Consider the following 24,273-nt stretch of genomic DNA (forward strand, 5'->3'; position numbering starts at 1 on the left):
CGGTCAGCCCTCCCGCACGATGTAGCGGTCGCCGGGGGCGACGGTCATCTGGGCCAATGCGGTCTTGGCGGCGGCGTTGGGCGGAAGATAGGCGGCGAGGAAGCGGCGCGCGGCAAGCTGGGCGCGGGTGAAGGGCCCGGTGCCCGCATCGCCGATCAGCCCGTGACTGCCGTCCTGGATGACCAGCGCATATTTGTCGCCCGCCGGGCTCTGCTCGATCGGCTGGAGGTGATCGGCGGGATCGGTGACGAAGCCCTGGACCAGATCCTTGGTGCCGGTGACCAGTATCGTCGGGACGCCAAGCGACGCATAGGCGCCGGGACGGACCAGCCCGGGGACCGCACCGGGCGACGAGAAGCCGAGCACCGCCGTGACGCTGGGATCGCGCATCGGCATGAGGTTCGCATAGGCGCCACCCATGCCGAGGCCGATCAGCGTGCCGAAGCTGTGCCCCATCACCGCGACGGGGATGCCGGGGAAAGTCTTGGCGGCGTGCGCGCTGGTCGCCCTCATATCGGCGACGCGCTCGAAGAAGCGGGCGCGGCCGTCGAACTTTTCGTTGCCTGGATAGCGGACCGAATCGACATGCAGCGGGGCAAGTACGGCATAGCCGTCGGCGACGACCGCGCCGACGATCGCCTCATAGCGCTCGGGCCAGCCGCCGAACCCCGTCGAGAACAGCACTACGCCCCGCGGCGCGGCGGCGGGGCGCCAGATCGTCAGCTTGGTGGTGCGCGCGCCGACGGTGAGGTCGATCGTCTCGGGCGCGGCGGGGGCGGCGAGCAGCCCGGAGGGGAGCAGCGCGAGGCCACCCAGTGCGGCGGCACCCTTGAGCAGCGCGCGGCGGTCGAGGAGCAGGTTCACAGTCCGGCCGCCTTTTGTTCGTCGAGCATCTGCTGCTGCTGTTCCTTGAGGTGCCAGGGGATCGTCTCGAACACCCCCTCGAACATCGAATCGAAGGGCTGGTGCATGCCGTGGCCGAGGATGCCGTTCTTCTCGGCTTCCTTCTGCGCGGCCTTGACGATCTCGGCGAGCTCGCGATCCTGCGCGGTCTGGCGCTCCTCGTCCCATTCGCCGAGCGCGATCAAGTGATCCTTGAGCCGGCGGATCGGATCGCCGAGCGGCCAGGCATTGGGCTCGCCGGCGCTGCGATAGGCGGTGGGGTCGTCGGAGGTCGAATGGCCCTCGGCGCGATAGGTGAAGTGCTCGATCAGCGTCGGGCCCTGGTTGGTCCGCGCGCGCTCGGCCGCCCACTGCGTGGCGGCGTACACCGCGAGCGCATCGTTGCCGTCGACGCGCAGCCCGGCGATGCCATAGCCGATCGCGCGCGCCGCAAAGGTCGTCGCCTCGGCGCCGGCGAAGCCCGAGAACGAGCTGATCGCCCATTGGTTGTTGACCACGTTCATGATCACCGGTGCCCGGTAGACCGTCGCGAAGATCATTGCCGAGTGGAAGTCGCCCTCCGCGGTCGAGCCCTCGCCGCACCAGGTCGCGGCGATGCGCGTATCGCCCTTGGCCGCGCTGGCCATCGCCCAGCCGACCGCCTGGGGATATTGCGTCGTCAAATTGCCCGAGATCGAGAAGAAGCCGTATTCCTTCGACGAATACATGATCGGCAGCTGGCGGCCCTGGAGCGGATCGGCGGCGTTGGAATAGATCTGGTTCATCATCGTGACCAGCGGATAGCCGCGCGTGATCAGGATGCCCTGCTGGCGATAGGAGGGGAAGCACATGTCGTCGCTGGCGAGCGCCATCGCGGCGGCGACCGAGACGGCCTCTTCGCCGGTCGACTTCATGTAGAAGCTGGTCTTGCCCTGGCGCTGGGCGCGGAACATGCGCTCGTCGAACGCGCGGACCAACGCCATCGCGCGGAGCATCTTGCGCAGCGCCTCCGGATCGAGCCGCGGGTTCCACGGGCCGACCGCCTGGCCCGAATCGTCGAGCACGCGCACCAGCGTGTAGGCGAGTTCGTGGAAGCTGTCGGCCGGGGCGGCGGTATCGGGCCGTCGCGCCGAGCCCGCCGGGGGCACCTCGACGGCGCTGAAATCGGCCTCGTCGCCGGGGCGGAACCGGGGTTCCGGCACGTGCAGCGAGAGCGGCGGCAAATTGGCGCGCGGAGCGTCCATGATCTCTCCGAATTGCGGACCGTGTCGCTGCTAGCAACGCACGGGCCCGGTTTCCGGACGCTTGTTATAAAATTTCAAAAGCCTTGTCGAGTAGGTCAGCAAGCCTGACCTTAAAGTCAGTGCCGGAAATGGCGCATCCCGGTGAACACCATCGCGAGCCCGGCTTCGTCGGCGGCGGCGATGACTTCGTCGTCGCGGATCGAACCGCCCGGCTGGATTACCGCAGTGGCGCCCGCCTCGACTGCGGCGAGCAGGCCATCGGCGAAGGGGAAGAAGGCGTCCGAGGCTACGGCGCTGCCGATCGTGCGCGGCTGCGCCCAGCCCGCTTTCTCCGCCGCATCCTTGGCCTTCCACGCGGCGATGCGCGCCGATTCGAGGCGGTTCATCTGCCCGGCGCCGACGCCGGCAGTGCTGCCACCCTTGGCATAGACGATCGCGTTCGACTTGACGTGCTTGGCGACGGTCCAGGCGAAACGGCAGTCGGCGAGTTCCTGCTCGCTCGGCGCGCGCTTGGTGACGACCTTCAAGTCGGCATCGGTGACGATGCCGCTGTCGCGCGACTGGATGAGGAATCCCCCGGCGATCGACTTCATCACGCGGCCGCGGCGCGCCGGATCGGGCAGGTCGCCGGTCAGCAGGAGGCGGAGATTCTTTTTCCGGGCGAACACCGCGCGCGCCGCTTCGTCGGCATCGGGCGCAGCGACGACTTCGGTGAAGATGCCGGAGATCGCCTCGGCAGTCGGGCCGTCGAGCGGGCGATTGACGGCGATGATCCCGCCGAATGCCGAGACGGTGTCGCAGGCGAACGCCGCTTCATAGGCCTCGACCAGCGTCTCGCCGGTGGCGACGCCGCAAGGATTGGCGTGCTTGACGATCACCACGGTCGGCGGGCCGTCGCGGAATTCGCTGACCAGTTCGAGCGCGGCGTCGGCGTCGTTATAGTTGTTGTACGAAAGCTCCTTGCCCTGGATCTGCCGCGCCTGGGCGACCCCGTTCACGCCGCCGGCGGACTGGGTGTAGAGCGCGGCGATCTGGTGCGGGTTCTCGCCATAGCGGAGCTCGGCCTGCTTGATCATCGGCACCGCGACGCTTTCAGGGAAGCGTTCTCCCTGATCGACATGCGCGAACCAGCCGGCGATTGCCGAATCATAGGCAGCGGTCGCGGCATAGGCTTTCGCGGCGAACTTCTTGCGCTGCTCGAAATTGGTGCTGCCGCCATAGACCAGCGGATAGTCGGCCGGATCGGTGAGGATCGCGACCGAGTCGTGGTTCTTCGCGGCGGAGCGGACCATCGACGGGCCGCCGATATCGATATTCTCGATGATCTCGTCGCGCGCCGCGCCGCGCGCCACGGTCTGCGCGAAGGGATAGAGGTTCACCACCACGAGATCGATCGCGCCGATTTCGTGTTCGTCCATCGAAGCGACATGCTCGGGATTGTCGCGCACCGCGAGCAGCCCGCCATGCACCTTGGGGTGCAGCGTCTTGACGCGGCCGTCCATCATCTCGGGAAAACCGGTGAGGTCCGAGATGTCGCGGACCGGAAGGCCCGCGTCGCGCAGCGCCTTGGCGGTGCCGCCGGTCGAGACGAGATCGACGCCCTGCGCGGCGAGCGCCTGGCCGAGTTCGACGATGCCGGTCTTGTCCGAGACCGAGAGAAGCGCGCGCTTGATGCTGACCTGATCCATGGCCCGCCCTCCTAAGGATCGCGCCTCGCCCCGCAACCCCTATTTGGCGCGGTGGAACAGCCAGCTGACATTGGCGCCGCCTGCCGGGCTCGCCCCGGTGACGACGAGTTGCTGGCTGGAGAGCGCCCGGCCGCGCCCGTCGACCCACAGGCTGTCCTCGACCTCCAGGCTGCCGCCCTTGCAGCGGAACTGCCAGAGATGCCCCGAGGCTGTGCGCAGGATCGCGGCAAGCCCGTCGGCAGTGGGCGTGACCTGGATCCGCGGATGCAAATGAAAGCGGATCGCGAACACCGCCGGCGCCTTGTGCTTCCGCCGATCGGCCGGAAGCAGCATGTCCTCGCCGCGGACATCCTTGCCGTCGGGCGACATCGCGACGACGCGGCGATGGAGGAAGCCGAACCGGCGGACATAGCCATCATGGCTCGCCTCGATCCGGCTGGCGGTATCGGTCTCGTGCCGCGCGAGCTCGACTTCGACCACGCCGCGGCCGAGCGTGCCGTCGGCATGGATCGCCGTCGAATTGCTGTTGCTCAGCACCAGGGTCGAATGCGCCGCGGTGGTACGCAGGCCCTCAGCAAGCGCTGCCGGGAGCTGGGCGCCGGCAGCCCGCGCGCCGCCGCAATTGACGACGAGCCGGTCGGCGCCGTCCGAAAGCTCGAACGCCAGCGTCGAGGCGCAGCCGCCCTCGACCAGCCGCGCAAGCGGCGGCGGCGCGGCATCGAGGATAAGCACGCTCTGCCCCTGCGACAGCCGCTGATAGCCCCATTCCTTGGCCTGTTTGAGCGGACGGGTGCGCACGCCCGTTGCCTCGGCCAACTGCTCGATCGTGTCGCCGGCGATCGGGCCTGAACCCTGCCAGCTCGACAGCCCCTTGTCGCCGTGGCTGAGTCCGAGCAGCGCGGTGACCATGCGGGCGCGTGCGGCGTCAATGAAGTCGGGCACGCCGATCCGGCGCGCGGCATAGGCCTCGCCTAGGATGGTCAGGATCTGGATCGATTCGACCTGCGCGGCGGGCGAGCGCGTGACGCTGCCGCCATCCTCGAACACCGACTGGTCGAGCGCGCGACGCATCCCGCTTTCGCCGAACGCGCGGCGCGGATCGCCGCCGGGCATCGACAGGCCGGCGACCAGCACCCCCGCCCAGGCCGCGAGCCGCCCCGCGCCGGGCTGGAGGCGATCGGCGCCGCGATCGAGGTGGCGCGCGCCGCGGGCGAGCGCGTGGAGCACGCTCGAGCGATAGATCAGGTCGGTCGACGAGAGGATCAGCGGCGCATGCGCGGTCCAGAACAGGATGCGGCGGCCCCAGAGATCGGCGCGCCAGGCGGGCTCGGACACCTTCTCGCCATGCACCGCGAGCCAGCGCCGCATGATCTCCTCGGCGATCGGCACGCCCTGGGCGCGCGTCGTGACGCTGGAAAGGTCGCGCAGCCAGGCGAAGCTCTGGAGATAGTCGCCGAAATCGGGCGACCAATCGGGAGCAGCGAAATCGAGCGCCTGGATCGCACGCTCTTCACCGCGGAAGCGGACCTTGCCGTCGAGCAGCGCACTGCCGCGCTGGACATCGCCGAAGAACGGATCGTCGGGGATCGCGATCAGCTTGAGCGGGTGCCGCCCCTTCAGGCGCATCGCATGGAGCGGGGTGCCCCAGGTCAGCCGCTGGAAACGCTCGGAGATACGTTCGGCGAGGCTCAGGCCGCGATCGCCGCCGGTGCGGATCAGCCGCTTGCCTTCCTCGACTCCGTCGGCACCGGACTCGGGCGGGGCGTCCTTCATCCGCCCCTTAACGCGGCGATATTGGCGGCGTAGCGATCGGGGCCGCCGGTAAAGGTGGCGGTGCCCGCGACAAGCGCATCGGCGCCCGCGGCGATCACGCGCGGTGCGGTGTCGCGATCGACCCCGCCATCCACTTCGAGGTCGATCGCGCGGCCCGACGCGTCGATCCGCCGGCGCAGCTCGGTGATCTTGGGCAGCTGGCTCTCGATGAACTTCTGCCCGCCAAAGCCGGGATTGACGCTCATCACCAGGATCAGATCGACCATGTCCATGACGTGGTCGACAACGTCCACCGGGGTCGCCGGGTTCAGCACCACCCCGGCGCGCTTGCCGAGCGCCTTGATCGTCTGGAGCGTGCGATGGAGGTGCGGGCTCGCCTCGGGATGGACCGAAATCGTGTCCGCACCGGCATCGGCGAAGGCCGCGAGCAGCGGATCGACCGGCGCGATCATCAGATGGACGTCGAACGGCTTGGCGGTGTGCGGGCGCAGCGCCTTGATGACGGCGGGCCCGATCGTGATGTTGGGCACGAAGTGGCCGTCCATCACATCGACATGGATCCAGTCGGCCCCCGCCGCGTCGATCGCACGGATCTCCTCGCCCAGGCGGGCGAAATCGGCGGAAAGGATCGAAGGCGCGATGCGGACGGCGGACATGCACGAATCCTTAGGCATGGCGCGACTCGGGCGCAACAGCGGTTGCGGGCTATTCGTTGAGCCATCTTGCCGCGTCCATCGAGCGGTGGAGCACGCGGAGGACGAGAATTCGCTCGGGCTCGATCTGGTAGTACAGCCGATGCGCGCGATAGGGGAGTGACCGGACCAACGGATCGATATCCGGATGGGCCACGCCGGCGGCCGGGTGATCAATCAACAGCTCGGACGCTCGCTTGATTCCGCCCACGTAGATTTCGGCGGCGGCTCGGCCGTGGCTGGCGATGCTATAGGAAAGTATCTCAGCGATGTCGGCGTCGGCGGCCTCGCTGAGCGTTACCCGCACGTTCAGTCTTGCTCGCGAGACGCCTGAATGATGTCGTCGATCGTACGGTTGCTGATACCCGATGCCCTGCCGATCTCGATCGCAGCCTTCAGGCGGCGGCGGGCTTCCTCAGCTTCGCGATCGCGGCGAACCAGATCGCCGATATACTCATGGGTGCTGGCATATGCACCTTCCGAAACGCGCGTCTCGGCCCAGGCTTCGAGATCCTCGGGAAGGCGCGGGTTCATCTCTGCCATGTCACGAATATAGAGTTTCGCGCCAAGCCTGCCAACTAGCTGCGCCGCAGCCGGACGATGAAGAAGCCGTCGAGACCGCCCGCCTCGGCGAGCGCGCCGGGGAGGAGGCGGAGGCTGCCGTTGTCGCGCGGGGCTATCCCGGCGGGAAGCTCGTCCGGGGTGACCGGCTGGATCGCGAAGTCGGAATGTTCAGCCAGGAAACGTTCGAGCTGCGCCTCGCCTTCCTGGGGCTCGAGCGAACAGGTCGAAAAGACCAGCGTGCCGCCCGGCTTCACCCATTGCACCGCCCGAGCGAGCAGCTTGGCCTGGAGCGCCGCCATCTCGGCAATCAGCGAGGGGCGGACGCGGTGGAGCACGTCGGGGTGGCGGCGGAAGATGCCGGTGGCGCTGCACGGCGCGTCGAGCAGCACCGCATCGGCGGGCGCTTCGGGTTGCCATTGCAGCAGATCGGCGGCGATCACCTTTGCCGAAAGCCCGGTGCGCTCAAGATTCTCGTGAAGTCGCGCCAGACGACTTTCGGAGACGTCGACCGCAGTCACGTCCCATCCCGCCGCGGCTAGCTGGAGCGTCTTGCCGCCCGGCGCGGCGCACAGGTCGAGCGCGGTGCCAGCCCCCTTGCCGATCAGCCGGGCAGGGAGCGAGGCAGCGAGATCCTGCACCCACCAGTCGCCCTCGGCATAGCCTTCGAGCGTAGGGATCGCCGCCTTTTCGTCGAGCCGGAGATGGCCGGGGAGCAGGCTGGCGCCGGCAAGGTCGGGCACACGGGCCGAGTCGCGCAACGTCAGGTCGAGCGGCGGCGGGACCGCGATCGCCTTTTCGGCATCCTCGATCATCTGGTCGCCCCAGGCGGCATGCCAGCGCAGCGCGACGGGATCGGGGAGCGTCGGCGGCTCGGGCAGCGTCGCGCCCTGGCGGACCAGCGTGCCGAACACGCCGTGGACGAGCTTTCGCGGGCCGCCATCTACCAGCGGCAGCACGGTGGAGATCGCGGCATGCCCCGGCGTGCCCAGCGCCAGCGCCTGGACCAGCGCGATGCGCAGCGCGAATCGGGGCTTGGCGTCGTCGGGGAGCGGGCGCTGGGTCGCCGAATCGATCAGCGCGTCGAGATCAGGGAGTCGGCGCAGCGCCTCGGCGGCGATCGCGTGGGCGAGCCCGCGGTCGTTGGGCGCGAGGCCGTGGGCCGCCGAATCGAGCGCCTGTTCGAGCGCGAGGCCGCGGCGGAGTACCGCGTCGAGCAGCTTGAGCGCGGCGCGGCGCGCGGGGACGCCGGGGGCATCGGGCTCTTGACCGTCCGGGCGACGGCGACGATGGGGAGGCTTGTTCATTGGAGCCAGCGCAATGGGCCAGCGCCCGAGCCATGTGAAGCCCCCCAGCTATCTTTCGAAGAGCCCGCCGGTGCCCAAGCCCGAGGCCGCAGCGCCGGCGAAGGACCCGCTCGACCCGACGCGCTACGGCGATTGGGAGCGCAAGGGCGTCGCGATCGACTTCTAGGCGTCGAGCAACGCGCGGAGCTTCTGCACCGTATTCCAGTTGCGCGCAGTGGCGAGCGCCGGAAATTTGAGCTTGGCCATCGCGCGGTCGAGCTTCGATTCGCCGATATTTTCAGGATAATCGACGAACAGCTCGCGACCCTCCGCATGGAGATGCTCGGGGCCGGTGTAGATTTCCGCCACCTTGTCGATCAGCCCGCCGGGGAAGGGATCGCGGTGGAACACCACGAGCAAGTGGCTGGGATGGTCCTCGGCGGCGTAGGCAAAGGGGTTGGCGTCGATCACGGCGTCAATCTCGGCCAGGTCGCGGAGCAGCACGTCGGTCTTGCAGCCGTGCTCGGCCAGCGCAGCCTCAAGTTTCGCGACGATGTCTGCGGCGGCGCCCGGCGCGTCGAACACGACATTGCCCGAAGCGAGCAGCGTTTTGACGTTATCATAGCCAAGGCCTTCGACGAGCACTCGCAACTCGGCCATCGGCAACTTGCGGTTGCCCCCGACATTGACGCCTTTCAGGAGCCCAGCCCAGCGCTTCACGCCAGTTCCTCGCGCAGCGGGCGGCTGAGCAAGGCCTCGATCACCTCGCGCACCGCCGCGCCTTCGAGCAGCGCGTTGACCGCCGCGGTCACGGGCATGTCGACGCCTGCCTCGGCTGCGGCCTCACGGAGGACGGGGGCGGTATGCGCGCCTTCGGCAACGGTCTTGCGGTCGGCCAGCAGCGCGGCGGCGCTGCGGCCCTGGCCGAGCCCGACGCCGAGCGAGAAGTTGCGCGAATTGGTCGAGCTGCAGGTGAGGACGAGATCGCCAAGCCCCGACAGCCCGGTGAGCGTCTCGGCCTGCCCGCCACGCGCGAGGCCGAAGCGCGTCATCTCGGCAAAGCCGCGCGCGATCAGCGCGGCGCGCGCGTTGAGCCCGAGCCCGGCGCCCTCGACCACGCCGCACGCGATCGCGAGGACGTTCTTGACCGCGCCGCCGATCTCGGCGCCGATCACGTCGGCCGAGGCATAGGTGCGGAAGGCGGGGCCGGCGAGCCGCTCGGCGAGCGCGGTGCGCAGCGCCTCGTCCTCGCAGGCCAGCGTGACCGCGGTCGGCAGCCCCCTGGCGACTTCGTGCGCGAAAGTCGGACCGGACAGGACTGCGATCGGCGCATCGGGCGCGGCCTGGTGCGCGACTTCGCCGACGAGCAGCCGCGTGCCGGCCTCGATGCCCTTCGCGCAGAGAACGAGGGGCGTACTGCCGACGGGCGCCGCGGCTAGCACCGCCCGCACATGCTGGGCGGGCGCGACGACGAGCAAGGCATCGTGATTCGCCAGTTCGGCAAGGTCGCCGGTGGCGCGGATCGATTCGGACAGCGGCACCCCGGCGAGAAACTGGCGGTTCTCATGGGCCGCATTGACGCTCTCGACTACGTCGGGCTCGCGCGCCCAAAGCGTGACGGGCTGGCCACCGCGCGCAGCGACCTGCGCCAACGCAGTGCCCCAGGCGCCGCCGCCGATGACGCCAATTCTCATGCCTTCACCCCTGCGCCACGCACCTTCTCGGCATCCGGATCGAGTGGCCAGCGCGGTCGCGCGGGAACGTCGAGCGGATCGGTCAGCCCCGCAGCGAAGCGTTCGGCACCGGCCCAGGCGATCATCGCGGCATTGTCGGTGCACAGCCAGAGCGGCGGCGCGACGAAGCGCAGTCCATGCTCTGCGGCGAGCGATTCGAGCGCGCCGCGCACCGCCTTGTTCGCCGCGACGCCGCCGGCGACGACCAAGGCGGTCGGCCGGACGCTGCGCAGGGCAATGCGAGTGCGGTCGACCAGGCAATCGACCACCGCCTGCTGGAACGATGCGGCGAGATCGGCGACGGGGAACTTGCCCGCCTTGCGCGCGACGTCGCTTTTTAGACCCGCGAACGAGAAATGCGGCTCGCCCGATCCGACCAGCGGACGCGGCAGCGGCACTGCATGCGGGTCGCCGGCCATCGCCGCCTTTTCGACCGCGGGGCCGCCGGGGAAGCCGAGCCCGAGCAGCTTGGCGGTCTTGTCGAACGCTTCGCCCGCGGCATCGTCGATCGTGGTGGCAAGCCGGCGATAGCGTCCGACTCCTTCGACCAGCAGCAGCTGGCAATGCCCGCCCGAGACGAGCAGCAGCAGATAGGGGAAGGCAAGGTCGGGATCGCTCAGCCGCGGCGACAGGCCATGCCCTTCGAGATGGTTGACCGCGACCAGGGGCTTGCCGCTCGCCAGCGCCAGCGCCTTGCCGGTGACGAGGCCGACCATGACCCCGCCGATCAGCCCGGGCCCGGCCGTTGCGGCAATGGCATCGACCTCGGCCAGCGTCACCCCAGCCTCGGCCAGCGCCGCCTCGACCAGCGGTGCCATCACTTCGACATGCGCGCGCGCCGCAATCTCGGGCACGACGCCGCCATAGGGACGGTGCGCGGCCTCCTGCCCGGCTAGCGTATGCGCGAGGATACGGCGGTCGCTGGTCACCAGCGCGGCGGCGGTTTCGTCGCAGCTCGATTCGAGACCCAGAATGAGTGCCATTGCATCCATCTAAGCGCTGAGGGCATTAGCACAAGCCATGCCTATCTTCCGCCTCGGCACCCGCGGCTCGCCGCTCGCCCTCACCCAGGCCCATATGGTCCGCGACGCGCTGGTCGCCGCGCACGCGCTTGCCGCCGACGCCATCGAGATCGTCCCGATCCGCACCACCGGCGACAAGGTGCAGGATCGCGCGCTCGCCGAGATCGGCGGCAAGGCGCTGTGGACCAAGGAGCTCGATCGCGCGCTGCTTGCCGGCGAGATCGACGCCGCGGTGCATTCTATGAAGGATGTCGAGACGGTGCGGCCCGAGGCGATCTCGATCGTTGCGATGTTGCCGCGGGCGGACGTTCGCGACCGGCTGGTCGGGGCCGAGTCGATCGACGCACTGCGCCAGGGAGCGGTGATCGGGACCAGCTCGCCGCGGCGCGCGGCGCAGATGCGCCACCTTCGCCCCGATTTGGAGACGATCGTCTTCCGCGGCAATGTCGATACCCGACTGGCGAAGCTCGCAGCGGGCGAAGTCGATGCCACCCTGCTGGCCGCGGCGGGGCTAGAGCGACTGGGACGTCATGACGTCGGCACCGCGATCCCGATCAACGTGATGCTGCCCGCGCCGGCGCAGGGGGCCGTGGGGATCGAATGCCGCACCGATGACGACCGCGCTCGCGGAATGCTCGCCAAGATCGACGACCCGCAGACGCATGCCTGCGTGCTCGCCGAGCGCGCGCTGCTCGCCGCGCTCAAGGCCGATTGCCACTCCCCGGTCGCGGCACTGGCGACGATCGAAGGCGCGATCATGACGCTGCGCGCCGAGCTGCTGTCGGAAGACGGCAGCGTCCATGTCTATGCCCAGGAGGCGGGGGCGCCGACCGACCCGGTGCTATCGATCGCCGTCGCGCGCGACCTCCTGGTCGGGGCGCCGCCGGAAATTCGCCGGCTGTTCGGCGGATGAGCCGCGCGATCGCGGTGTTGCGGCCCGAGCCGGGCAACCGCGTCACCGCGGCGGCGATCGAGGCGCACGGCCGCAGCGCGATTCGCATGCCGCTGTTCGAGGTGCGGCCGGTAATGTGGGGCGTTCCCGAGGTCGAGCGCTTCGACGCGTTGATACTGACCAGCGCCAATGCCGTGCGGCATGGCGGGGCGGGTCTTTCGGCGCTTCGACGCCTGCCGGTCTACGCGGTTGGCAAGGCGACCGCCGATGCGGCAGCGCGCGCCGGATTCGATGTCGCAGGCATCGGCACGGAAGGCGCCGCGATGCTGGTGGCGCACGCGGAAGCGGCCGGGGTGCGCCATGCACTGCACCTGGCGGGGCGCGAACGCACGCTGGAGGCCGGCGGAATCGTAGCCGATGTGCGTACCGTCTATGCCAGCGAAACGCGCGATCCCGAACAGGTCGAGCGGCTGGCAGGCTGCATCGCGTTGGTCCAGTCAGCGCGTGCCGGTGGCGCGCTTGCCAAGCTCGTCGGCGAGGCGGGGCTCGATCGATCCGCGATCGCGCTGGTTGCAATCAGCGCCGCGGCTGCGACGGCTGCCGGTCCCGGCTGGGAGCGTGTGCGGGTGCCCGCCGCGGCCACCAGCGAGGCACTGATCGAAGCGGCAATCGCGCTCGCCGATTGACCGCGCGGGCGCCAGCGCGAATAAGGGGGCATGAGCGACGAGCCCCTCGCGCTGGAGCCGCCCCGCGGCCCCGAAACGCGGACCCACTATCTCATTGGCGGCCTTGCCTTTGTCGGCGGGATCGCCGTGACTGCGGCGGCATTCCAGCTTGCGGGCGGAATCGGATCGCCGCGCACTGCCCCCACACCGGCACCGACCGAGGCTTCGACGCCCGCGCCGACTCCGGCGCCGCCGCTCCCCACGGGCACCGATCTCGCGACGCTCAATGCGCGTGAGCAGGAGCTCGCCGGGCGGCTCGACCAGCTCTCGCTGCGACTGCGCGATGTGGACGGCAGCGCGCGCAACGCCGCGAACCATGCCAGCCGCGCCGAGCAGTTGCTGATCGCCGCTGGGGTTCGCCGCGCGCTCGACCGCGGCCAGCCGCTCGGACCGCTCGACGCGCAACTGCGCCAGCGCTTCGCCGAAGTGCATGGCGAGGCAGTCGCGATGATTCTACGCGCCTCCGCCGAGCCGGTGACGCTGGGCGATCTCCGCCTCGCGCTCGAGACGATCGCACCGCGGCTCGCGAGCGGTGCCGACGACAGCATGTGGATGGGCGTCCGCCGGCTGCTCGGCGACCTGGTGGTCGTCCGCCAGGCCGAATCGCCGAGCCCGCGCACGTCGGACCGGCTGCGCCGCGCCCGGCTCGCGCTCGAATCGGGCGATGTCGAGGCGGCGCTAGCCGAAGTCGTCCATATGCCCGGGGTCGCCAGCGCCGAAAGCTGGATCGCCGCCGCGCGCCGCTACATCGCCGCGCGCCAGGGATTGCTAGAGATCGAACGGGCCGCGCTTGCCGCGCCGCCCGCCACGCCGCCGGCCGCAGCACCTGCGCGCCCGGCAGCCAACTGAGAGAAGACCAATGGCAGAGATGGGCCGGTTCGACTGGCAGGATCCGTTCGCGCTTGATGCTCAGCTCACCGACGAGGAACGGATGGTGCAGGGTGCCGCGCGCGACTACGCGCAGGGCGAGCTGCTGCCGCGCGTCACCAGCGCGTTCCTCGAGGAGCGGTTCGACCGCGCGATCATGTCCGAAATGGGCGCGCTCGGGTTGCTCGGCCCGACGATCCCCGAAAGCTATGGCGGCGCCGGGCTCGGCTATGTCGCCTATGGCCTGGTCGCGCGCGAAGTCGAGCGTGTCGATTCGGGCTATCGTTCGGCGATGTCGGTGCAGAGCAGCCTCGTGATGCACCCGATCTTCGCCTACGGGACCGAGGCGCAGAAGCGGAAATACCTGCCCAAGCTCGCGACCGGCGAGTGGATCGGCTGTTTCGGGCTTACCGAACCCGATGCCGGCTCCGATCCCGGCGGCATGCGCACCCGCGCCGAGCAGATCGACGGGGGATACCGCCTCACCGGCACCAAGATGTGGATCACCAATTCGCCGATCGCCGATGTGTTCGTCGTGTGGGCGAAGAGCGACGCGCATGGCGGCGGGATCAAGGGCTTCGTGCTCGAGCGCGGGATGAAGGGGCTTTCGGCGCCCAAGATCGAAGGCAAGCTCTCGCTCCGTGCCTCGGTGACCGGCGAGATCGTGATGGACGGCGTCGAAGTAAGCGAGGACGCGCTGCTGCCCGAGGTCCAGGGGCTTCGGGGTCCGTTCGGCTGCCTCAACCGTGCGCGCTACGGCATCGCCTGGGGCACGATGGGCGCCGCCGAGGCGTGCATGCACGCCGCGCGGCAATACACGCTCGACCGTGCCCAGTTCGGCAAGCCGCTCGCGGCGAACCAGCTCGTGCAGTTGAAGCTCGCCAATATGGAGACCGAGATTGCGCTCGGCCTCCAGGCGGCACTGCGCGCGGGACGGATGTTCGACGAGGGGACGCTCAGCCCCGAGGCGATCAGCATCATCAAGCGCAACAATTGCGGCAAGGCGCTCGATATCGCGCGCGTCGCCCGCGACATGCACGGCGGCAACGGCATCTCGGCCGAGTTTCACGTGATGCGCCACGCGATCAACCTCGAGACGGTCAACACCTATGAGGGGACGCACGACGTCCACGGGCTGATCCTCGGCCGCGCGATCACGGGGATTGCGGCGTTTTAACTGCCAGGAGGAAATGTGACCGAACCCGATCGGCAACCGACCCTCACCGGCGAGCGTGTGATCCTGAGACCCAGCACGCCGGACGATTGGGACGCGCTCTTCGCCGTCGCGTCCGATCCGCTGATCTGGGAAGTCCATCCCGCGCACGATCGCTGGCAGGAAAGCGTGTTCCGCGCCTATTTCGACGCCGGGATCGCCAGCGGCGGCGCGCTGACCATATTCGACAAGGCCACCGGCGCCGTCATCGGCTCCTCGCGCTTCGATAATTGGAAGCCCGAGACCGACCAGATCGAGATCGGCTGGACCTATCTCAAGCGCGACTATTGGGGCGGCAGCTATAATCGCGAGATCAAGCGCCTGATGCTCGATCATATCCACCGCTTCGTAGCGACAGCGGTGTTCACCGTCGGCGAGGGCAATATCCGCTCGCGAAAGGCGATGGAGAAGATCGGCGGGGTGCTGCGCAGCGGGCCGCCCGAGATGCGATTCATGGCGGGCGAGATGAAGTCGCATGTGATCTACGAGATCAGCAGACCGTGAAGCCGCTGGAGGGCATCAAGGTCGTCGAGTTGGCGCGGATCCTCGCCGGGCCGTGGTGCGGCCAGTTGCTCGCCGATCTCGGTGCCGAAGTGATCAAGGTCGAGCGGCCGGGCGAAGGCGACGACACGCGGCATTGGGGGCCGCCCTTCATGCACGGCCCGGACGGCGCCGACCTCGACGCCGCCTATTTCCACGCGACCAATCGCGGCAAGGAAAGCCGCGCGATCGACATCGCGACGCCCGAGGGCCAGGCCGAGGTCCGCGCGCTGATCGCCGAGGCCGATGTGGTGATCGAGAACTACAAGGTCGGCGGGCTGGTCAAATACGGGCTCGATGCCGCCAGCCTTCGCACGGCGCACCCGCGGCTGGTGATATGCTCGATCACGGGGTTCGGGCAGGACGGGCCATATGCGCACCGCGCCGGCTACGACTTCATCATCCAGGGGATGGGCGGGATCATGTCGCTGACCGGCGAGCCCGGTGGCGCCCCGCAAAAGGCCGGGGTCGCCTATGCCGACCTTTTTACCGGGATCTATTCGTCGACAGCGATCCTCGCGGCGCTGCGACGTCGTGACGTCACCGGCGAGGGCGCGCATATCGACATGGCGCTGCTCGACACCCAGGTCGGCGTGCTCGCCAACCAGGCGCTCAACTGGATGGCCAACCCCGCAAAGGTGCCGCACCGGATGGGCAATGGCCACGCCAACCTCGTCCCCTATCAGGGGTTCGAGACAAGGGACGGCGCGCTGATCGTCGCGGTGGGCAACGATTCGCAGTTTGCGAAACTCTGCGGCGTGCTCGGGCTCGATCTCGCCGACGACGAACGCTTCGCGACCAATCCGGCGCGAGTGACCAACCGGGCGACGCTGCTTCCGCAGATCGACGTGGCGATCCGCGGCTGGGCCAAGGCCGATCTCTACGAGGCGCTCGACGCGGCGGGCGTGCCGGCGGGGCCGATCAATGCGGTGGACGAGGTTTTCGCCGATCCGCAGGTGCGCGCGCGGGGGATGGCGATCGAACGCGACGGCGTGCCAGGGCTGGCGAGCCCGATCGTGATCGACGGCGAGCGGATGGTCTCGGACCGGTCGAGCCCGCGGCGGCCGGGCTGAGGCCGCTCGACATCGCGATCGCCGGCTGCGGGCCGGCGGGTCTCGCCGCGGCGCTGCTGCTCCACCGCGACGGGCACCGCGTCACGTTGTTCGAGCGCTTCGAGGCGCCGCGGCCGATCGGATCGGGGCTGATGCTCCAGCCGACCGGGCTCGCGGTGCTGCGCCACCTCGGGCTGGAGGATGCGCTGGTAGCACGGGGCGCGCGGATTGCGCGGCTGACCGGCGAGGCCGATGGCCGTACCGTGCTCGACGTCCACTATGCCGCGCTGAGGGGCGAACGCTTCGGGCTGGGTATCCACCGCGCCTCGCTGTTCGAAATGCTCCACGAAGCCGTGATCGCGGCGGGAATCCCGATCCGCACAGGGTGCGAGGTTCGCGATGTGATTCGGGGTGACGACGCGATTCGGCTGCGGACCGCGGGCGGCGATTCGTCGGCAGGCGACCTGGTGATCGACGCGCTCGGCGCGCGCAGTCCGCTGGCGGCGGGAGGGCGCGGGCTGGCATATGGCGCCTTATGGGCAACCTTGCCCTGGCAGGCGGGGTTCGACCCGGCGGCGCTCCAGCAGCGCTATCGGCGGGCGAGCGTGATGGCCGGGGTGCTCCCGACGGGGCAGGGGCAGGCCGCGTTCTTCTGGTCGCTGCGCGCCGACCGGCTGGAGGCATGGCGCGCGGCGGGTCTCGATGCGTGGAAGGCCGAAGTGGCGGCGTTGTGGCCTGCGACCCAGCCTCTGCTCGACGCGATCGTCGATCCCGACCAGCTCACCTTCGCGCGTTATGCCCACCGCACGCTCGCCGCGCCGGCTGCGCCCAGGCTGATCCATATCGGCGATGCCTGGCATTCGACCAGCCCGCAGCTCGGCCAGGGCGCCAACATGGCGCTGCTCGATGCGTTCGCGCTCGCCAAGGCGCTGCGCGAGGGGGAGTCGCTGTCCGAGGCGCTGGCGCACGCGGTGGCGCTGCGGCGGCGGCATGTGCGGCTGTACCAGGCGATGAGCCGGGTGCTGACGCCGGTCTACCAGTCCGACGGACGGCTGGTGCCACTGGTGCGCGACCGGCTGGTCGGGCCGATCTCGCGGCTGCGGCCGGTGATGACGCTCCAGGCGGCGATGGTCAGCGGGTTGGTGGGCAATCCGCTGCGTCCGCTCGGGCTAGGCTAGCCGCCGGATCAGCTCCTGCGCCGCGGCGGGCGCGCGGACCTTGCCGCCGTGGATAAAGAAAATGAAGGTTTCGCGCGGTTGCCGGGGCGGCGCCTTGTCCTCGACATAGGGCAGGCCGTCGGGCCGTCCGCCCGACGCCCAGGTCGTTGCCGCCTCGATCCAGCGCGGGAAGTCGCCCTCGGGATAGCAGAGCGGGTTATCGTCTTCGCCCGCTTCCAGCCGCGCATAGACGAAGTCGCCGGTGATGTCGGCGATCGCCGGATAGGTCGGCGAATCGGCATAGACGATCGCCACGCCGGCTTCGCGGCACATCGCGACGAATTCGGGCACTGCGAAGCTATCGTGCCGAACCTGGATCGCGTGGCGCAGCGGCACGCCGGCCTCTTCAAGGGGCAGCAGCGCCAGGAAGGCACGGAAATCCTCGGGCTCGAACTTCTTGGTCGCCATGAACTGCCAGAAGATCGGGCCGAGCTTGTCGCCGAGCTCGACCAGCCCCTGGCCGACGAAGCGCCGCACCGAATCGCCCGCCTCGGCGAGCACTTTCCGGTTGGTGCAGAAGCGCGAGCCCTTGAGCGTGAACACGAAGCCGTCGGGCGCGGTCCTCGCCCAGCCCTCGAACGTCGCCGGCTTGAAGGTGGAATAATAGGTGCCGTTGACTTCGATCGCGGTCAGCTGGCGCGACGCGTATTCGAGTTCCTTCTTCTGGGCGAGCCCCTCGGGATAAAAGGTCCCGCGCCAGGGTTCGAAGGTCCAGCCGCCGATGCCGATTCGAATGGGTGCGCTTGCCATGACGCCGGTCTAGCCGAGTTTTGCCGGGCGGTCAGTCCGGAAGCTGCGCCCTAAATCGACCACTGCGAATCAGCGGATCCGCGTCCAGGTCTGCGACTTGCAGATTACGCCGAACAGCACGCAGCCCTTGCCGATCATCTTGTCCGTGCCCGCGAAGCTGATCGTGCCGGAGAAGGTCTTGCGCATATCCGGCACGAACACCTTGCCGCGCCAGCGGCCGCTGCCGGCGGGAGCGAGATCGCGGAACAACTTGGTGCCGACGAGGTTCTCGGTGCCGCCGCGGCGCGCATCTCCCTTGGCCTTGTCGCTCGCCCAGGTCACCGTCGCGCACAGCTTGGCGCCGCATTCGTCGATCTGGACGTGCACGCTGTTCGACGGGTTGTGCCATTGCGTGCCGATCGGCGGGGCCATTTCGTCGGCAGAAGCGGGGATCGCAGTGAGGGGCAGCGCGGCGAGCGCGAGGGCAAGCAGGTTGGCGGTCATTGCGGCCTTTCTCGAACACCGGCGATGGCCCTATGCTGAACGGCCAGGGCGGCGGGTGCAACGGGCTTTTAGCGATGCGCGCCGCGGCAAAGCCGCGTCGTCGGACACGGCAAGCGCCGTGCCGGCCGCGCTGCCGATCAAAAGCGGGATTTAGTTCCTAAATCCCGCGCGGCAGCGCTGGAGCGGGCGAAGGGATTCGAACCCTCGACCCCGACCTTGGCAAGGTCGTGCTCTACCCCTGAGCTACGCCCGCTCTGGCGTTCTGCCCCGTGCTGCAAGCGCTTCGGGGCGGGTGAGGCGCGGCCACTAGCAGCGGGTTTCTGGCAGCGCAACCCCCTTCGACCGATTTTGGAAAAGGCTTGGCGCGAGAAGCGCGAACGCCCACATAGCCCGCAACCGCGTTCACTCGCCCAGGAGCATAGCTTTGGCCACGCTAGGACTGTCCCCGCAAGAGAAGGAAGCCGTCGACGCCTTCCGCCGTGACGTCGTCGAGCCGTCGATGACCAGCCTCGTCGTCATCGATTTCTGGGCCGAATGGTGCGGGCCCTGCAAGGCGCTGACCCCGGTGCTCGAAAAGGTGACCGCCGATTATACGTCGAAGGGCGTCATGCTCGCCAAGGTCGACGTCGATGCGAATCAGTTCATCGCCGCGCAGTTCCAGGTGCGATCGATCCCGACCGTCTATGCGATGTTCCAGGGCCAGCTCGTCGCCGACCTGACCAGCGCGCGGACCGAATCGCAGCTGCGCACGATGCTCGACCAGATTCTCCGGCAGCTCCCGGTGCAGAGCGAAGACTCCGCTGCCGAGGCCGAGCTCGAGCCGCTGATCGCGATGGGCGAGCAGATCCTGGCCGAGGGCGATCATGAACGCGCGCTCTCGGTGTTCGAGCAGATCGCCGAGATGGCGCCCGAGCATCCCCAGGTTGCCGCGGGCCGCGCCCGCGCGCTGATCGGGCTGGGCCGTGCCGACGAGGCCGAGGCGGTGCTTGCGGCGCTCCCCGAAGAAGCGGCCAAGGGTCCGGAGATCGAACGCGCGCGTGCCGCGCTGGCGCTGGCGCGCGAAGCGACGCCGGTCGAGGATCTGTCCGAGCTCGAAGCCAAGGCCGCGACCGGCGACATGGAAGCGCGCTACGAACTCGCCGGCGCCCGGATGGCGAGCGATCGCGATGCCGCCGCCGCGACCTTGCTCGCGATGATCGCCGAGGATCGCGACTGGAACGAAGGCGCCGCCCGCGCGCGGCTGCTCACGCTGTTCGAAGCGGTGGGGCTCGAGGATCCCTGGGTGTCGGCGCAGCGGCGGAAGCTCTCGGCGATCCTGTTCGGATGACCGCGACGCGGCTCTCGGTGTTTCCGCTTGCCGGCGCGCTGCTGTTTCCGCGGATGCACCTGCCGCTGCACATCTTCGAGCCGCGCTATCGCGCGATGGTCTCCGACGCGCTCGCCCGCGACCGGCGGATCGGGATGATCCAGCCACGGGACGCGAGCGACCCGCCGACGCTGTTCGATATCGGCTGCGTCGGCCGGATCGCCGATGTCGAGGCGCTGCCCGACGGGCGCTACGACATCGTCCTCGAAGGGCTGGCACGCTTCACGGTGCTGCGCGAGCTCGACGTCACGACGCCGTTCCGCCAGGTCGAAGCCGAACTGGAAGCGGCAAGCGAAGAGGAAGCGCTGGCACTCGCCGAGCGCGCGTCGCTGGAGATGGAGTCGCGGCGATTCGCCGACGGGCTCGGCTATGCGGTCGATTGGGAGGCGGTGACGCGGCTCGACGATGAGTCGCTGGTCAACGGCATCGCCCAGATCGCACCGTTCGACACCGCGTCGAAGCAGGCTTTGCTCGAAGCCGATGGGCTATCGGCGCGGGCCGAGCTGATCGTCCAGCTGATGCAGTTCTTCGGCCGGCATGGCGAGGAAGGCGGAGTGACGCTGCAATGAGCGATTCGATCGATCCGTGGCTGCTCGAAAGGCTGGTGTGCCCGGCGACGCGCACGCCGTTGCGGTATGACGAGGAGGCGCAGGCGCTGGTGTCCGATGCGGCGGGCATTGCCTATCCGATCCGCGACGGCGTGGCGGTGCTGCTGATCGAGGAAGCGCGGCGGATCGGGGCCTAGTCGCGCTATCGATCGGGAGCGCGGTCTATCGCCGCCCGGCGACCAGCGCTCGAACGCCTTCGAGCACCCAGCCATACACCAGGTGCGAAGCTGCCCCATAAGCGTGGGTAGCGAGCGGCGTCTCGCTCGGCGCGGAGCCCAGCCCCAGCGCGGGCACCGCCGCCTCGTCGAACAACGCCGCCGTCGCGACGCCATAGGCGCTGCCGAACCCGGCGCTCGCCTCGGGCTTATACTCGGTCAGCACGCCATAGATTCCGCCGATCACCGCGCCGGCGATATAATGGACCGCCTGCCCCGCGGGCTCGCGATAGGGCTCGGGTACCGGATCGCCGATCACGGCTTCGCTCGCCGCGTCGGCGGCCTTGAGCGTCGCGGGATCGCCATCGTCCTCGGGCAGCAGCTTCTGCGCCTGCACCTGGAACGCCGCCATCGCCGCCGAGGCGACCAGCCCCGCGGCGATTCCGACGAACAGCCCGACGAACGGACGCGGACCCTTGGACATGCGATTCTCCCTGCGCGGTCAGTAGTGGATGCGCTTGGCGGTCAGCTTCCGCTTCGCCAGCCACGCCTGAACGCTGTCCTTGCCCGCAAGGTGCCCCGCGCCGACCGCGACGAACACATTTCCCGGCTGCGCCATGCGCTTTTCGATCCACTCGGCCCAGCGCGCGTTGCGATCCGATAGCAGCACCTTGGCGATCTCGGGGGTTTCGCGCATGCCTTCGTTGATCTTGGCGGCGAGCGTCTCGGGATCGCCCGCAGCCCAGCTCGTCACCATCGCGTCGAGCTCGCTGCCCATCTTGGGGAAGTCGTCGATCGTCGAGACGAGGAACTTCACCTGGAGCGGCTCTGCCAGCGAATCGAAGAAGCCGAGCTGCTGCTCGGGGGTCTCGAGACCGGCGATCTTCTTGTTCGCCGCCTTGGCCGCGGCGGTGAGCACGGCCTCGGCGCCCTGTGCAGGGTCATAGCCGAGCTTGGGCAGCCCGGCGACGCTCAGCGTCACTGCGGCGAACCAGGGATCGAAGCGATCGAGTGCCGCCGCGGGCATGCCGAGATCGGCAAGTGCCTTGGCATAGGCCGCGCGCTTGTCCTCGGGCAGCTTGTCGGTCAGCGACGGGCCGGTCGGATTGACCGCGAGGTTCATCACCAGCGTGCCCATCGCCGCCTGGTCGGGCTCGACCATCTCGAGCACCAGCTCGTCGCTGCCCTCGAATGCCTTCGCCACCGCCTCGTCGAACCAGCTCAGCCCGGGCTTGAGCACATGGACGGTACCGAACAGATAGATGGTGGTGTCGTCGTCCTTGACCACCCACAAAGCCGGATCTGCGTCCTTGGTCGCCTGGGCGTGCGCGGGCAGCGCGAACGCCAGCGCAAGGCCGGCCAGCAGGGAACGGAAACGCATCGGGCACCTCATTCTTGGCAGATCGGATCGAGACCTAGCGGCTCGGCGGGGTTCAGGCGAGTTCCTTGAGCGGGACGGCGGCGTCGGCGAGCCGTGCCGGATCGACTGCCGCGCCCTCGATCACCAGTTTCCGACCCTGGACATAGTCGCGCGTCGCGTTGACGCAGTCGAGCGCGATCACCCGGCCCGCGCGCAGATAGACCAGCGAGAAGCTCCGGCTCGCCGGGTCGCCGCGCAGCACGCTGGCATCGTGTCCGTCCGAGATCCCTACGGTCTGGAGCTTGAGGTCGTACTGGTTCGACCAGAACCAGGGGACGGCATCATACGCCGCGTCGGCTCCGAGGATCGTCTTGGCCGCGACGGTCGCCTGGTCGTTGGCGTTCTGGACCGATTCGAGCCGGATGCAGCGGTCGTCGGCGAAGCGATTGGCGTGGAGCGCGCAGTCCCCGACCGCGAAGATGTCGGGCAGCGACGTACGGCATTGCGCATCGACCAGCACGCCGTTGCCCCCGGCCGCGCCGGCATCGAGCAACGGTGCCACCGCGGGCGCGATGCCGATCCCGACGATCGCCATTTCGGCCTGCACGACCTCGCCGCTCGCCAGCCGCACGCCGGTTACGCGCGTGTCGCCCTCGATCGCCTCGACCGAAACGCCGAGCCGGATTTCGACGCCGTGCGATCGATGTTCGTCCTCGAAGAAGCGCGACAGCGGTTCGCCGGCGACGCGCGCAAGCACGCGACCCTGCGCCTCGAGCACCACCACCTCGCGGCCGAGCTTGGTCAGCACCGCCGCCGCTTCGAGCCCGATATAGCCCCCGCCGATCACCGCGACGCGCCGGACCCCGGGCAGCTCGGCGATCATCGCGTCGACATCGGCGCGGGTGCGGACGCTATGGACTCCGGCCAGGTCGCCGCCTGCGCATGCCAGCCGCCGCGGCTTGCCCCCGGTCGCCCAGACCAGTGCGCCATAGCCGATCATCTCACTTTCGGTGGCGACACGATGCGCGACCGGATCGACTTGCACGACGCTACGCCCCGGCAGCAGCGTCACGTCGCGCTCCTCCCAAAAGGCGGCGTTGCGGATCAGCAGCCGCTCGAACGGCTTGTCGCCCGCCAGATACTCCTTGGAGAGCGGCGGGCGCTCATACGGAAGCTCGGGCTCGTCGCCGAGCAGGCCGATTGTCCCCTCGAACTTGCCCTGTCGCAGCGCGATCGCCGCCTGCGCTCCGGCATGCCCCGCCCCGACGATCAGGATGTCGAAGCGCGTCATGCCTCGAGCCGCTGCGCGTGCCAGGCGACATGCTCGGCAAGGAAGGTCGAGATGAAATAATAGCTGTGGTCGTAGCCTGGTTGAATCCGCAGCGTCAGGTCGATCCCCGCGGCGTCGCACGCGGCGCGCAGCAGCTCGGGACGAAGCTGTTCGTGGAGGAACTGGTCGGCATCGCCGACATCGACGAGCAGCTCGGGCACGCGCGCACCGTCGAGGATCAGCGCGCAGGCATCATAGGGCCGCCAGCCGTCGCGATCCTCGCCCAGATAGCCGCCCAGCGCCTTCTCGCCCCACGGTACCACGCTGGGCGCGACGATCGGCGCGAACGCCGAGACGCTGCGGAAGCGCGTCGGGTTGCGCAGCGCGACGGTCAGCGCACCGTGCCCGCCCATCGAGTGGCCGGTGATGCCCTGCCGCGCCATGTCGGCGGGGAATTCGGCGGCGATCAGCGCGGGCAGCTCGTCCTCGACATAGGCCCGCATGTGGAAGTGCGAGGCCCACGGCGCCTGTGTCGCGTCGACATAGAAGCCCGCGCCCTGGCCGAAATCATAGGCCTCGTCATCGGGCACGCCCTCGCCGCGCGGGCTGGTGTCGGGCGCCACCAGGATGACGCCATGCTCGGCGCAGGCGCGGCGATACTCGCCCTTGTCGGTGACGTTGGCGTGGGTGCAGGTCAGCCCGGAGAGATACCAGAGCACCGGCAATCGCGTGCCCCGCACATGCTCGGGGACATAAACCGAGAAAGTCATGTCGGTGCCCGTGGCGAGCGAGGCGTGGCGGTAGACGCCCTGCACGCCATTATGCGCCTGGTTCTGGCTCAGCGTTTCCATCGAACTCTCCAAATCGGCTGGCCAAATCGGCTGGGCTGTCGCG

The 24,273-nt window shown here is 69.1% G+C and carries 28 protein-coding genes and 1 tRNA gene; 11 read left to right on the plus strand and 18 right to left on the minus strand.

The annotated features are described in order from the left end of the window. Window positions 1-3 precede the first annotated feature (3 nt). From RZN05_RS16995 to RZN05_RS17030, 8 genes are all read right to left on the minus strand, one after another. Complete coding sequence (locus RZN05_RS16995; protein ID WP_317227874.1) at window positions 4-864, minus strand: alpha/beta hydrolase family protein; 861 nt, start codon at window positions 862-864, stop codon at window positions 4-6. Continuing rightward, window positions 861-2,126 (minus strand): 3-methyl-2-oxobutanoate dehydrogenase (2-methylpropanoyl-transferring) subunit alpha, encoded by a 1,266-nt coding sequence (locus RZN05_RS17000; protein WP_317227875.1) that lies wholly within the window; start codon window positions 2,124-2,126, stop codon window positions 861-863. Before RZN05_RS17000 ends, RZN05_RS16995 begins: the two co-directional genes overlap by 4 nt. A gap of 116 nt (window positions 2,127-2,242) precedes the next feature. Continuing rightward, window positions 2,243-3,814, minus strand: a complete 1,572-nt coding sequence (gene purH, locus RZN05_RS17005; RefSeq protein WP_317227876.1) for a bifunctional phosphoribosylaminoimidazolecarboxamide formyltransferase/IMP cyclohydrolase — start codon at window positions 3,812-3,814, stop codon at window positions 2,243-2,245. A gap of 39 nt (window positions 3,815-3,853) precedes the next feature. Beyond that, the gene (locus tag RZN05_RS17010; RefSeq protein ID WP_317227877.1) at window positions 3,854-5,587 is read right to left on the minus strand and encodes a heparinase II/III family protein; all 1,734 of its coding nucleotides are present in this window, start codon (window positions 5,585-5,587) and stop codon (window positions 3,854-3,856) included. Next, window positions 5,584-6,243: a ribulose-phosphate 3-epimerase gene (gene rpe, locus RZN05_RS17015; RefSeq protein WP_317227878.1), complete on the minus strand. Its 660-nt coding sequence runs from the start codon at window positions 6,241-6,243 to the stop codon at window positions 5,584-5,586. Before rpe ends, RZN05_RS17010 begins: the two co-directional genes overlap by 4 nt. A gap of 49 nt (window positions 6,244-6,292) precedes the next feature. Then, window positions 6,293-6,586: a type II toxin-antitoxin system RelE/ParE family toxin gene (locus RZN05_RS17020; RefSeq protein WP_317227879.1), complete on the minus strand. Its 294-nt coding sequence runs from the start codon at window positions 6,584-6,586 to the stop codon at window positions 6,293-6,295. A 2-nt stretch (window positions 6,587-6,588) separates the two neighbouring features. Beyond that, entirely contained in the window at window positions 6,589-6,813 is a 225-nt protein-coding gene (locus tag RZN05_RS17025) for a ribbon-helix-helix domain-containing protein (protein ID WP_317227880.1), read from the minus strand. A 44-nt stretch (window positions 6,814-6,857) separates the two neighbouring features. After that, window positions 6,858-8,147: an RsmB/NOP family class I SAM-dependent RNA methyltransferase gene (locus RZN05_RS17030; protein WP_317227881.1), complete on the minus strand. Its 1,290-nt coding sequence runs from the start codon at window positions 8,145-8,147 to the stop codon at window positions 6,858-6,860. Between the two features lie 13 nt (window positions 8,148-8,160). Between RZN05_RS17030 and RZN05_RS17035 the strand changes: the two genes are divergently transcribed. Continuing rightward, entirely contained in the window at window positions 8,161-8,313 is a 153-nt protein-coding gene (locus RZN05_RS17035) for a DUF1674 domain-containing protein (protein WP_317227882.1), read from the plus strand. Here RZN05_RS17035 and RZN05_RS17040 read toward each other — a convergent pair. From RZN05_RS17040 to tsaD, 3 genes are read right to left on the minus strand one after another with little or no spacing between them, the layout of a single operon-like run. Further along, a complete protein-coding gene (locus tag RZN05_RS17040; RefSeq protein WP_317227883.1) occupies window positions 8,310-8,846 on the minus strand; it encodes a DUF1697 domain-containing protein in 537 nt (178 codons plus the stop codon). The genes RZN05_RS17035 and RZN05_RS17040 overlap by 4 nt on opposite strands. Then, a complete protein-coding gene (locus RZN05_RS17045; protein ID WP_317227884.1) occupies window positions 8,843-9,820 on the minus strand; it encodes an NAD(P)H-dependent glycerol-3-phosphate dehydrogenase in 978 nt (325 codons plus the stop codon). Before RZN05_RS17045 ends, RZN05_RS17040 begins: the two co-directional genes overlap by 4 nt. Next, complete coding sequence (tsaD, locus tag RZN05_RS17050; RefSeq protein ID WP_317227885.1) at window positions 9,817-10,842, minus strand: tRNA (adenosine(37)-N6)-threonylcarbamoyltransferase complex transferase subunit TsaD; 1,026 nt, start codon at window positions 10,840-10,842, stop codon at window positions 9,817-9,819. The genes RZN05_RS17045 and tsaD overlap by 4 nt, the downstream gene beginning before the upstream one ends. Window positions 10,843-10,879: 37 nt before the next feature. Here tsaD and hemC point away from each other — a divergent pair, with 37 nt between their 5' ends. The 7 genes from hemC to RZN05_RS17085 are packed head-to-tail and all read left to right on the plus strand — an operon-like array spanning window position 10,880 to window position 17,348. Beyond that, window positions 10,880-11,794 (plus strand): hydroxymethylbilane synthase, encoded by a 915-nt coding sequence (gene hemC / locus RZN05_RS17055; RefSeq protein ID WP_317227886.1) that lies wholly within the window; start codon window positions 10,880-10,882, stop codon window positions 11,792-11,794. Beyond that, on the plus strand, window positions 11,791-12,459 hold the full coding sequence (locus tag RZN05_RS17060) for a uroporphyrinogen-III synthase (RefSeq protein WP_317227887.1): 669 nt from the start codon (window positions 11,791-11,793) through the stop codon (window positions 12,457-12,459). Before hemC ends, RZN05_RS17060 begins: the two co-directional genes overlap by 4 nt. A gap of 30 nt (window positions 12,460-12,489) precedes the next feature. Continuing rightward, a complete protein-coding gene (locus RZN05_RS17065; protein ID WP_317227888.1) occupies window positions 12,490-13,347 on the plus strand; it encodes a hypothetical protein in 858 nt (285 codons plus the stop codon). Window positions 13,348-13,357: 10 nt separating this feature from the next. After that, window positions 13,358-14,542 (plus strand): acyl-CoA dehydrogenase, encoded by a 1,185-nt coding sequence (locus tag RZN05_RS17070; protein WP_317227889.1) that lies wholly within the window; start codon window positions 13,358-13,360, stop codon window positions 14,540-14,542. A gap of 15 nt (window positions 14,543-14,557) precedes the next feature. Continuing rightward, complete coding sequence (locus RZN05_RS17075) at window positions 14,558-15,082, plus strand: GNAT family N-acetyltransferase (protein ID WP_317227890.1); 525 nt, start codon at window positions 14,558-14,560, stop codon at window positions 15,080-15,082. Then, complete coding sequence (locus RZN05_RS17080) at window positions 15,079-16,191, plus strand: CaiB/BaiF CoA transferase family protein (RefSeq protein ID WP_317227891.1); 1,113 nt, start codon at window positions 15,079-15,081, stop codon at window positions 16,189-16,191. Before RZN05_RS17075 ends, RZN05_RS17080 begins: the two co-directional genes overlap by 4 nt. Continuing rightward, complete coding sequence (locus RZN05_RS17085) at window positions 16,188-17,348, plus strand: FAD-dependent oxidoreductase (RefSeq protein ID WP_394804845.1); 1,161 nt, start codon at window positions 16,188-16,190, stop codon at window positions 17,346-17,348. Before RZN05_RS17080 ends, RZN05_RS17085 begins: the two co-directional genes overlap by 4 nt. Here the strand turns inward: RZN05_RS17085 and RZN05_RS17090 are convergent. The 3 genes from RZN05_RS17090 to RZN05_RS17100 form a co-directional block, all read right to left on the minus strand. Then, a complete protein-coding gene (locus tag RZN05_RS17090; protein ID WP_317227892.1) occupies window positions 17,340-18,137 on the minus strand; it encodes a DUF72 domain-containing protein in 798 nt (265 codons plus the stop codon). The two genes, RZN05_RS17085 and RZN05_RS17090, sit on opposite strands and share 9 nt — an antisense overlap. 69 nt (window positions 18,138-18,206) lie before the next feature. Beyond that, the gene (locus RZN05_RS17095; RefSeq protein ID WP_317227893.1) at window positions 18,207-18,620 is read right to left on the minus strand and encodes a DUF2147 domain-containing protein; all 414 of its coding nucleotides are present in this window, start codon (window positions 18,618-18,620) and stop codon (window positions 18,207-18,209) included. Window positions 18,621-18,798: 178 nt separating this feature from the next. After that, window positions 18,799-18,873 (minus strand) — tRNA-Gly (locus RZN05_RS17100). A 186-nt stretch (window positions 18,874-19,059) separates the two neighbouring features. On the opposite strand from RZN05_RS17100, the gene RZN05_RS17105 reads away from it, so the two are divergent. The 3 genes from RZN05_RS17105 to RZN05_RS17115 are packed head-to-tail and all read left to right on the plus strand — an operon-like array spanning window position 19,060 to window position 20,731. After that, entirely contained in the window at window positions 19,060-19,947 is an 888-nt protein-coding gene (locus RZN05_RS17105) for a tetratricopeptide repeat protein (RefSeq protein WP_317228558.1), read from the plus strand. Further along, on the plus strand, window positions 19,944-20,555 hold the full coding sequence (locus RZN05_RS17110) for an LON peptidase substrate-binding domain-containing protein (protein ID WP_317227894.1): 612 nt from the start codon (window positions 19,944-19,946) through the stop codon (window positions 20,553-20,555). Before RZN05_RS17105 ends, RZN05_RS17110 begins: the two co-directional genes overlap by 4 nt. Continuing rightward, window positions 20,552-20,731, plus strand: a complete 180-nt coding sequence (locus tag RZN05_RS17115; RefSeq protein ID WP_317227895.1) for a Trm112 family protein — start codon at window positions 20,552-20,554, stop codon at window positions 20,729-20,731. Before RZN05_RS17110 ends, RZN05_RS17115 begins: the two co-directional genes overlap by 4 nt. A 25-nt stretch (window positions 20,732-20,756) precedes the next feature. Here the strand turns inward: RZN05_RS17115 and RZN05_RS17120 are convergent, their stop codons facing one another. Genes RZN05_RS17120 through fghA form a run of 4 tightly spaced genes read right to left on the minus strand, consistent with a single transcriptional unit; the run spans window position 20,757 to window position 24,230 of the window. Beyond that, entirely contained in the window at window positions 20,757-21,233 is a 477-nt protein-coding gene (locus RZN05_RS17120) for a DUF1440 domain-containing protein (RefSeq protein ID WP_317227896.1), read from the minus strand. 18 nt (window positions 21,234-21,251) lie between these two features. Further along, window positions 21,252-22,130, minus strand: a complete 879-nt coding sequence (locus RZN05_RS17125) for a TraB/GumN family protein (protein ID WP_317227897.1) — start codon at window positions 22,128-22,130, stop codon at window positions 21,252-21,254. Between the two features lie 52 nt (window positions 22,131-22,182). After that, the gene (locus RZN05_RS17130; RefSeq protein ID WP_317227898.1) at window positions 22,183-23,400 is read right to left on the minus strand and encodes an NAD(P)/FAD-dependent oxidoreductase; all 1,218 of its coding nucleotides are present in this window, start codon (window positions 23,398-23,400) and stop codon (window positions 22,183-22,185) included. Further along, window positions 23,397-24,230, minus strand: coding sequence for an S-formylglutathione hydrolase (fghA, locus tag RZN05_RS17135; protein WP_317227899.1), 834 nt, complete (start codon window positions 24,228-24,230; stop codon window positions 23,397-23,399). The genes RZN05_RS17130 and fghA overlap by 4 nt, the downstream gene beginning before the upstream one ends. Between the last annotated feature and the right edge of the window lie 43 nt (window positions 24,231-24,273).

This window comes from Sphingomonas sp. HF-S4, assembly GCF_032911445.1.
GTDB classification, from domain to species: Bacteria; Pseudomonadota; Alphaproteobacteria; order Sphingomonadales; family Sphingomonadaceae; genus Sphingomonas; species Sphingomonas agrestis.

Coding starts and splice junctions, on each gene's coding strand:
- RZN05_RS17035 (WP_317227882.1), top strand. CDS start 8,161: ATGGGCCAGCGCCCGAGCCATGTGAAGCCCCCCAGCTATCTTTCGAAG.
- hemC (WP_317227886.1), top strand. CDS start 10,880: ATGCCTATCTTCCGCCTCGGCACCCGCGGCTCGCCGCTCGCCCTCACC.
- RZN05_RS17000 (WP_317227875.1), bottom strand. CDS start 2,126: ATGGACGCTCCGCGCGCCAATTTGCCGCCGCTCTCGCTGCACGTGCCG.
- RZN05_RS17130 (WP_317227898.1), bottom strand. CDS start 23,400: ATGACGCGCTTCGACATCCTGATCGTCGGGGCGGGGCATGCCGGAGCG.
- purH (WP_317227876.1), bottom strand. CDS start 3,814: ATGGATCAGGTCAGCATCAAGCGCGCGCTTCTCTCGGTCTCGGACAAG.
- RZN05_RS17110 (WP_317227894.1), top strand. CDS start 19,944: ATGACCGCGACGCGGCTCTCGGTGTTTCCGCTTGCCGGCGCGCTGCTG.
- fghA (WP_317227899.1), bottom strand. CDS start 24,230: ATGGAAACGCTGAGCCAGAACCAGGCGCATAATGGCGTGCAGGGCGTC.
- RZN05_RS17065 (WP_317227888.1), top strand. CDS start 12,490: ATGAGCGACGAGCCCCTCGCGCTGGAGCCGCCCCGCGGCCCCGAAACG.
- RZN05_RS17030 (WP_317227881.1), bottom strand. CDS start 8,147: ATGAACAAGCCTCCCCATCGTCGCCGTCGCCCGGACGGTCAAGAGCCC.
- rpe (WP_317227878.1), bottom strand. CDS start 6,243: ATGTCCGCCGTCCGCATCGCGCCTTCGATCCTTTCCGCCGATTTCGCC.
- RZN05_RS17060 (WP_317227887.1), top strand. CDS start 11,791: ATGAGCCGCGCGATCGCGGTGTTGCGGCCCGAGCCGGGCAACCGCGTC.
- RZN05_RS17025 (WP_317227880.1), bottom strand. CDS start 6,813: ATGAACCCGCGCCTTCCCGAGGATCTCGAAGCCTGGGCCGAGACGCGC.
- RZN05_RS17090 (WP_317227892.1), bottom strand. CDS start 18,137: ATGGCAAGCGCACCCATTCGAATCGGCATCGGCGGCTGGACCTTCGAA.
- RZN05_RS17045 (WP_317227884.1), bottom strand. CDS start 9,820: ATGAGAATTGGCGTCATCGGCGGCGGCGCCTGGGGCACTGCGTTGGCG.
- tsaD (WP_317227885.1), bottom strand. CDS start 10,842: ATGGCACTCATTCTGGGTCTCGAATCGAGCTGCGACGAAACCGCCGCC.
- RZN05_RS17010 (WP_317227877.1), bottom strand. CDS start 5,587: ATGAAGGACGCCCCGCCCGAGTCCGGTGCCGACGGAGTCGAGGAAGGC.
- RZN05_RS17115 (WP_317227895.1), top strand. CDS start 20,552: ATGAGCGATTCGATCGATCCGTGGCTGCTCGAAAGGCTGGTGTGCCCG.
- RZN05_RS17095 (WP_317227893.1), bottom strand. CDS start 18,620: ATGACCGCCAACCTGCTTGCCCTCGCGCTCGCCGCGCTGCCCCTCACT.
- RZN05_RS17125 (WP_317227897.1), bottom strand. CDS start 22,130: ATGCGTTTCCGTTCCCTGCTGGCCGGCCTTGCGCTGGCGTTCGCGCTG.
- RZN05_RS17120 (WP_317227896.1), bottom strand. CDS start 21,233: ATGTCCAAGGGTCCGCGTCCGTTCGTCGGGCTGTTCGTCGGAATCGCC.
- RZN05_RS17070 (WP_317227889.1), top strand. CDS start 13,358: ATGGCAGAGATGGGCCGGTTCGACTGGCAGGATCCGTTCGCGCTTGAT.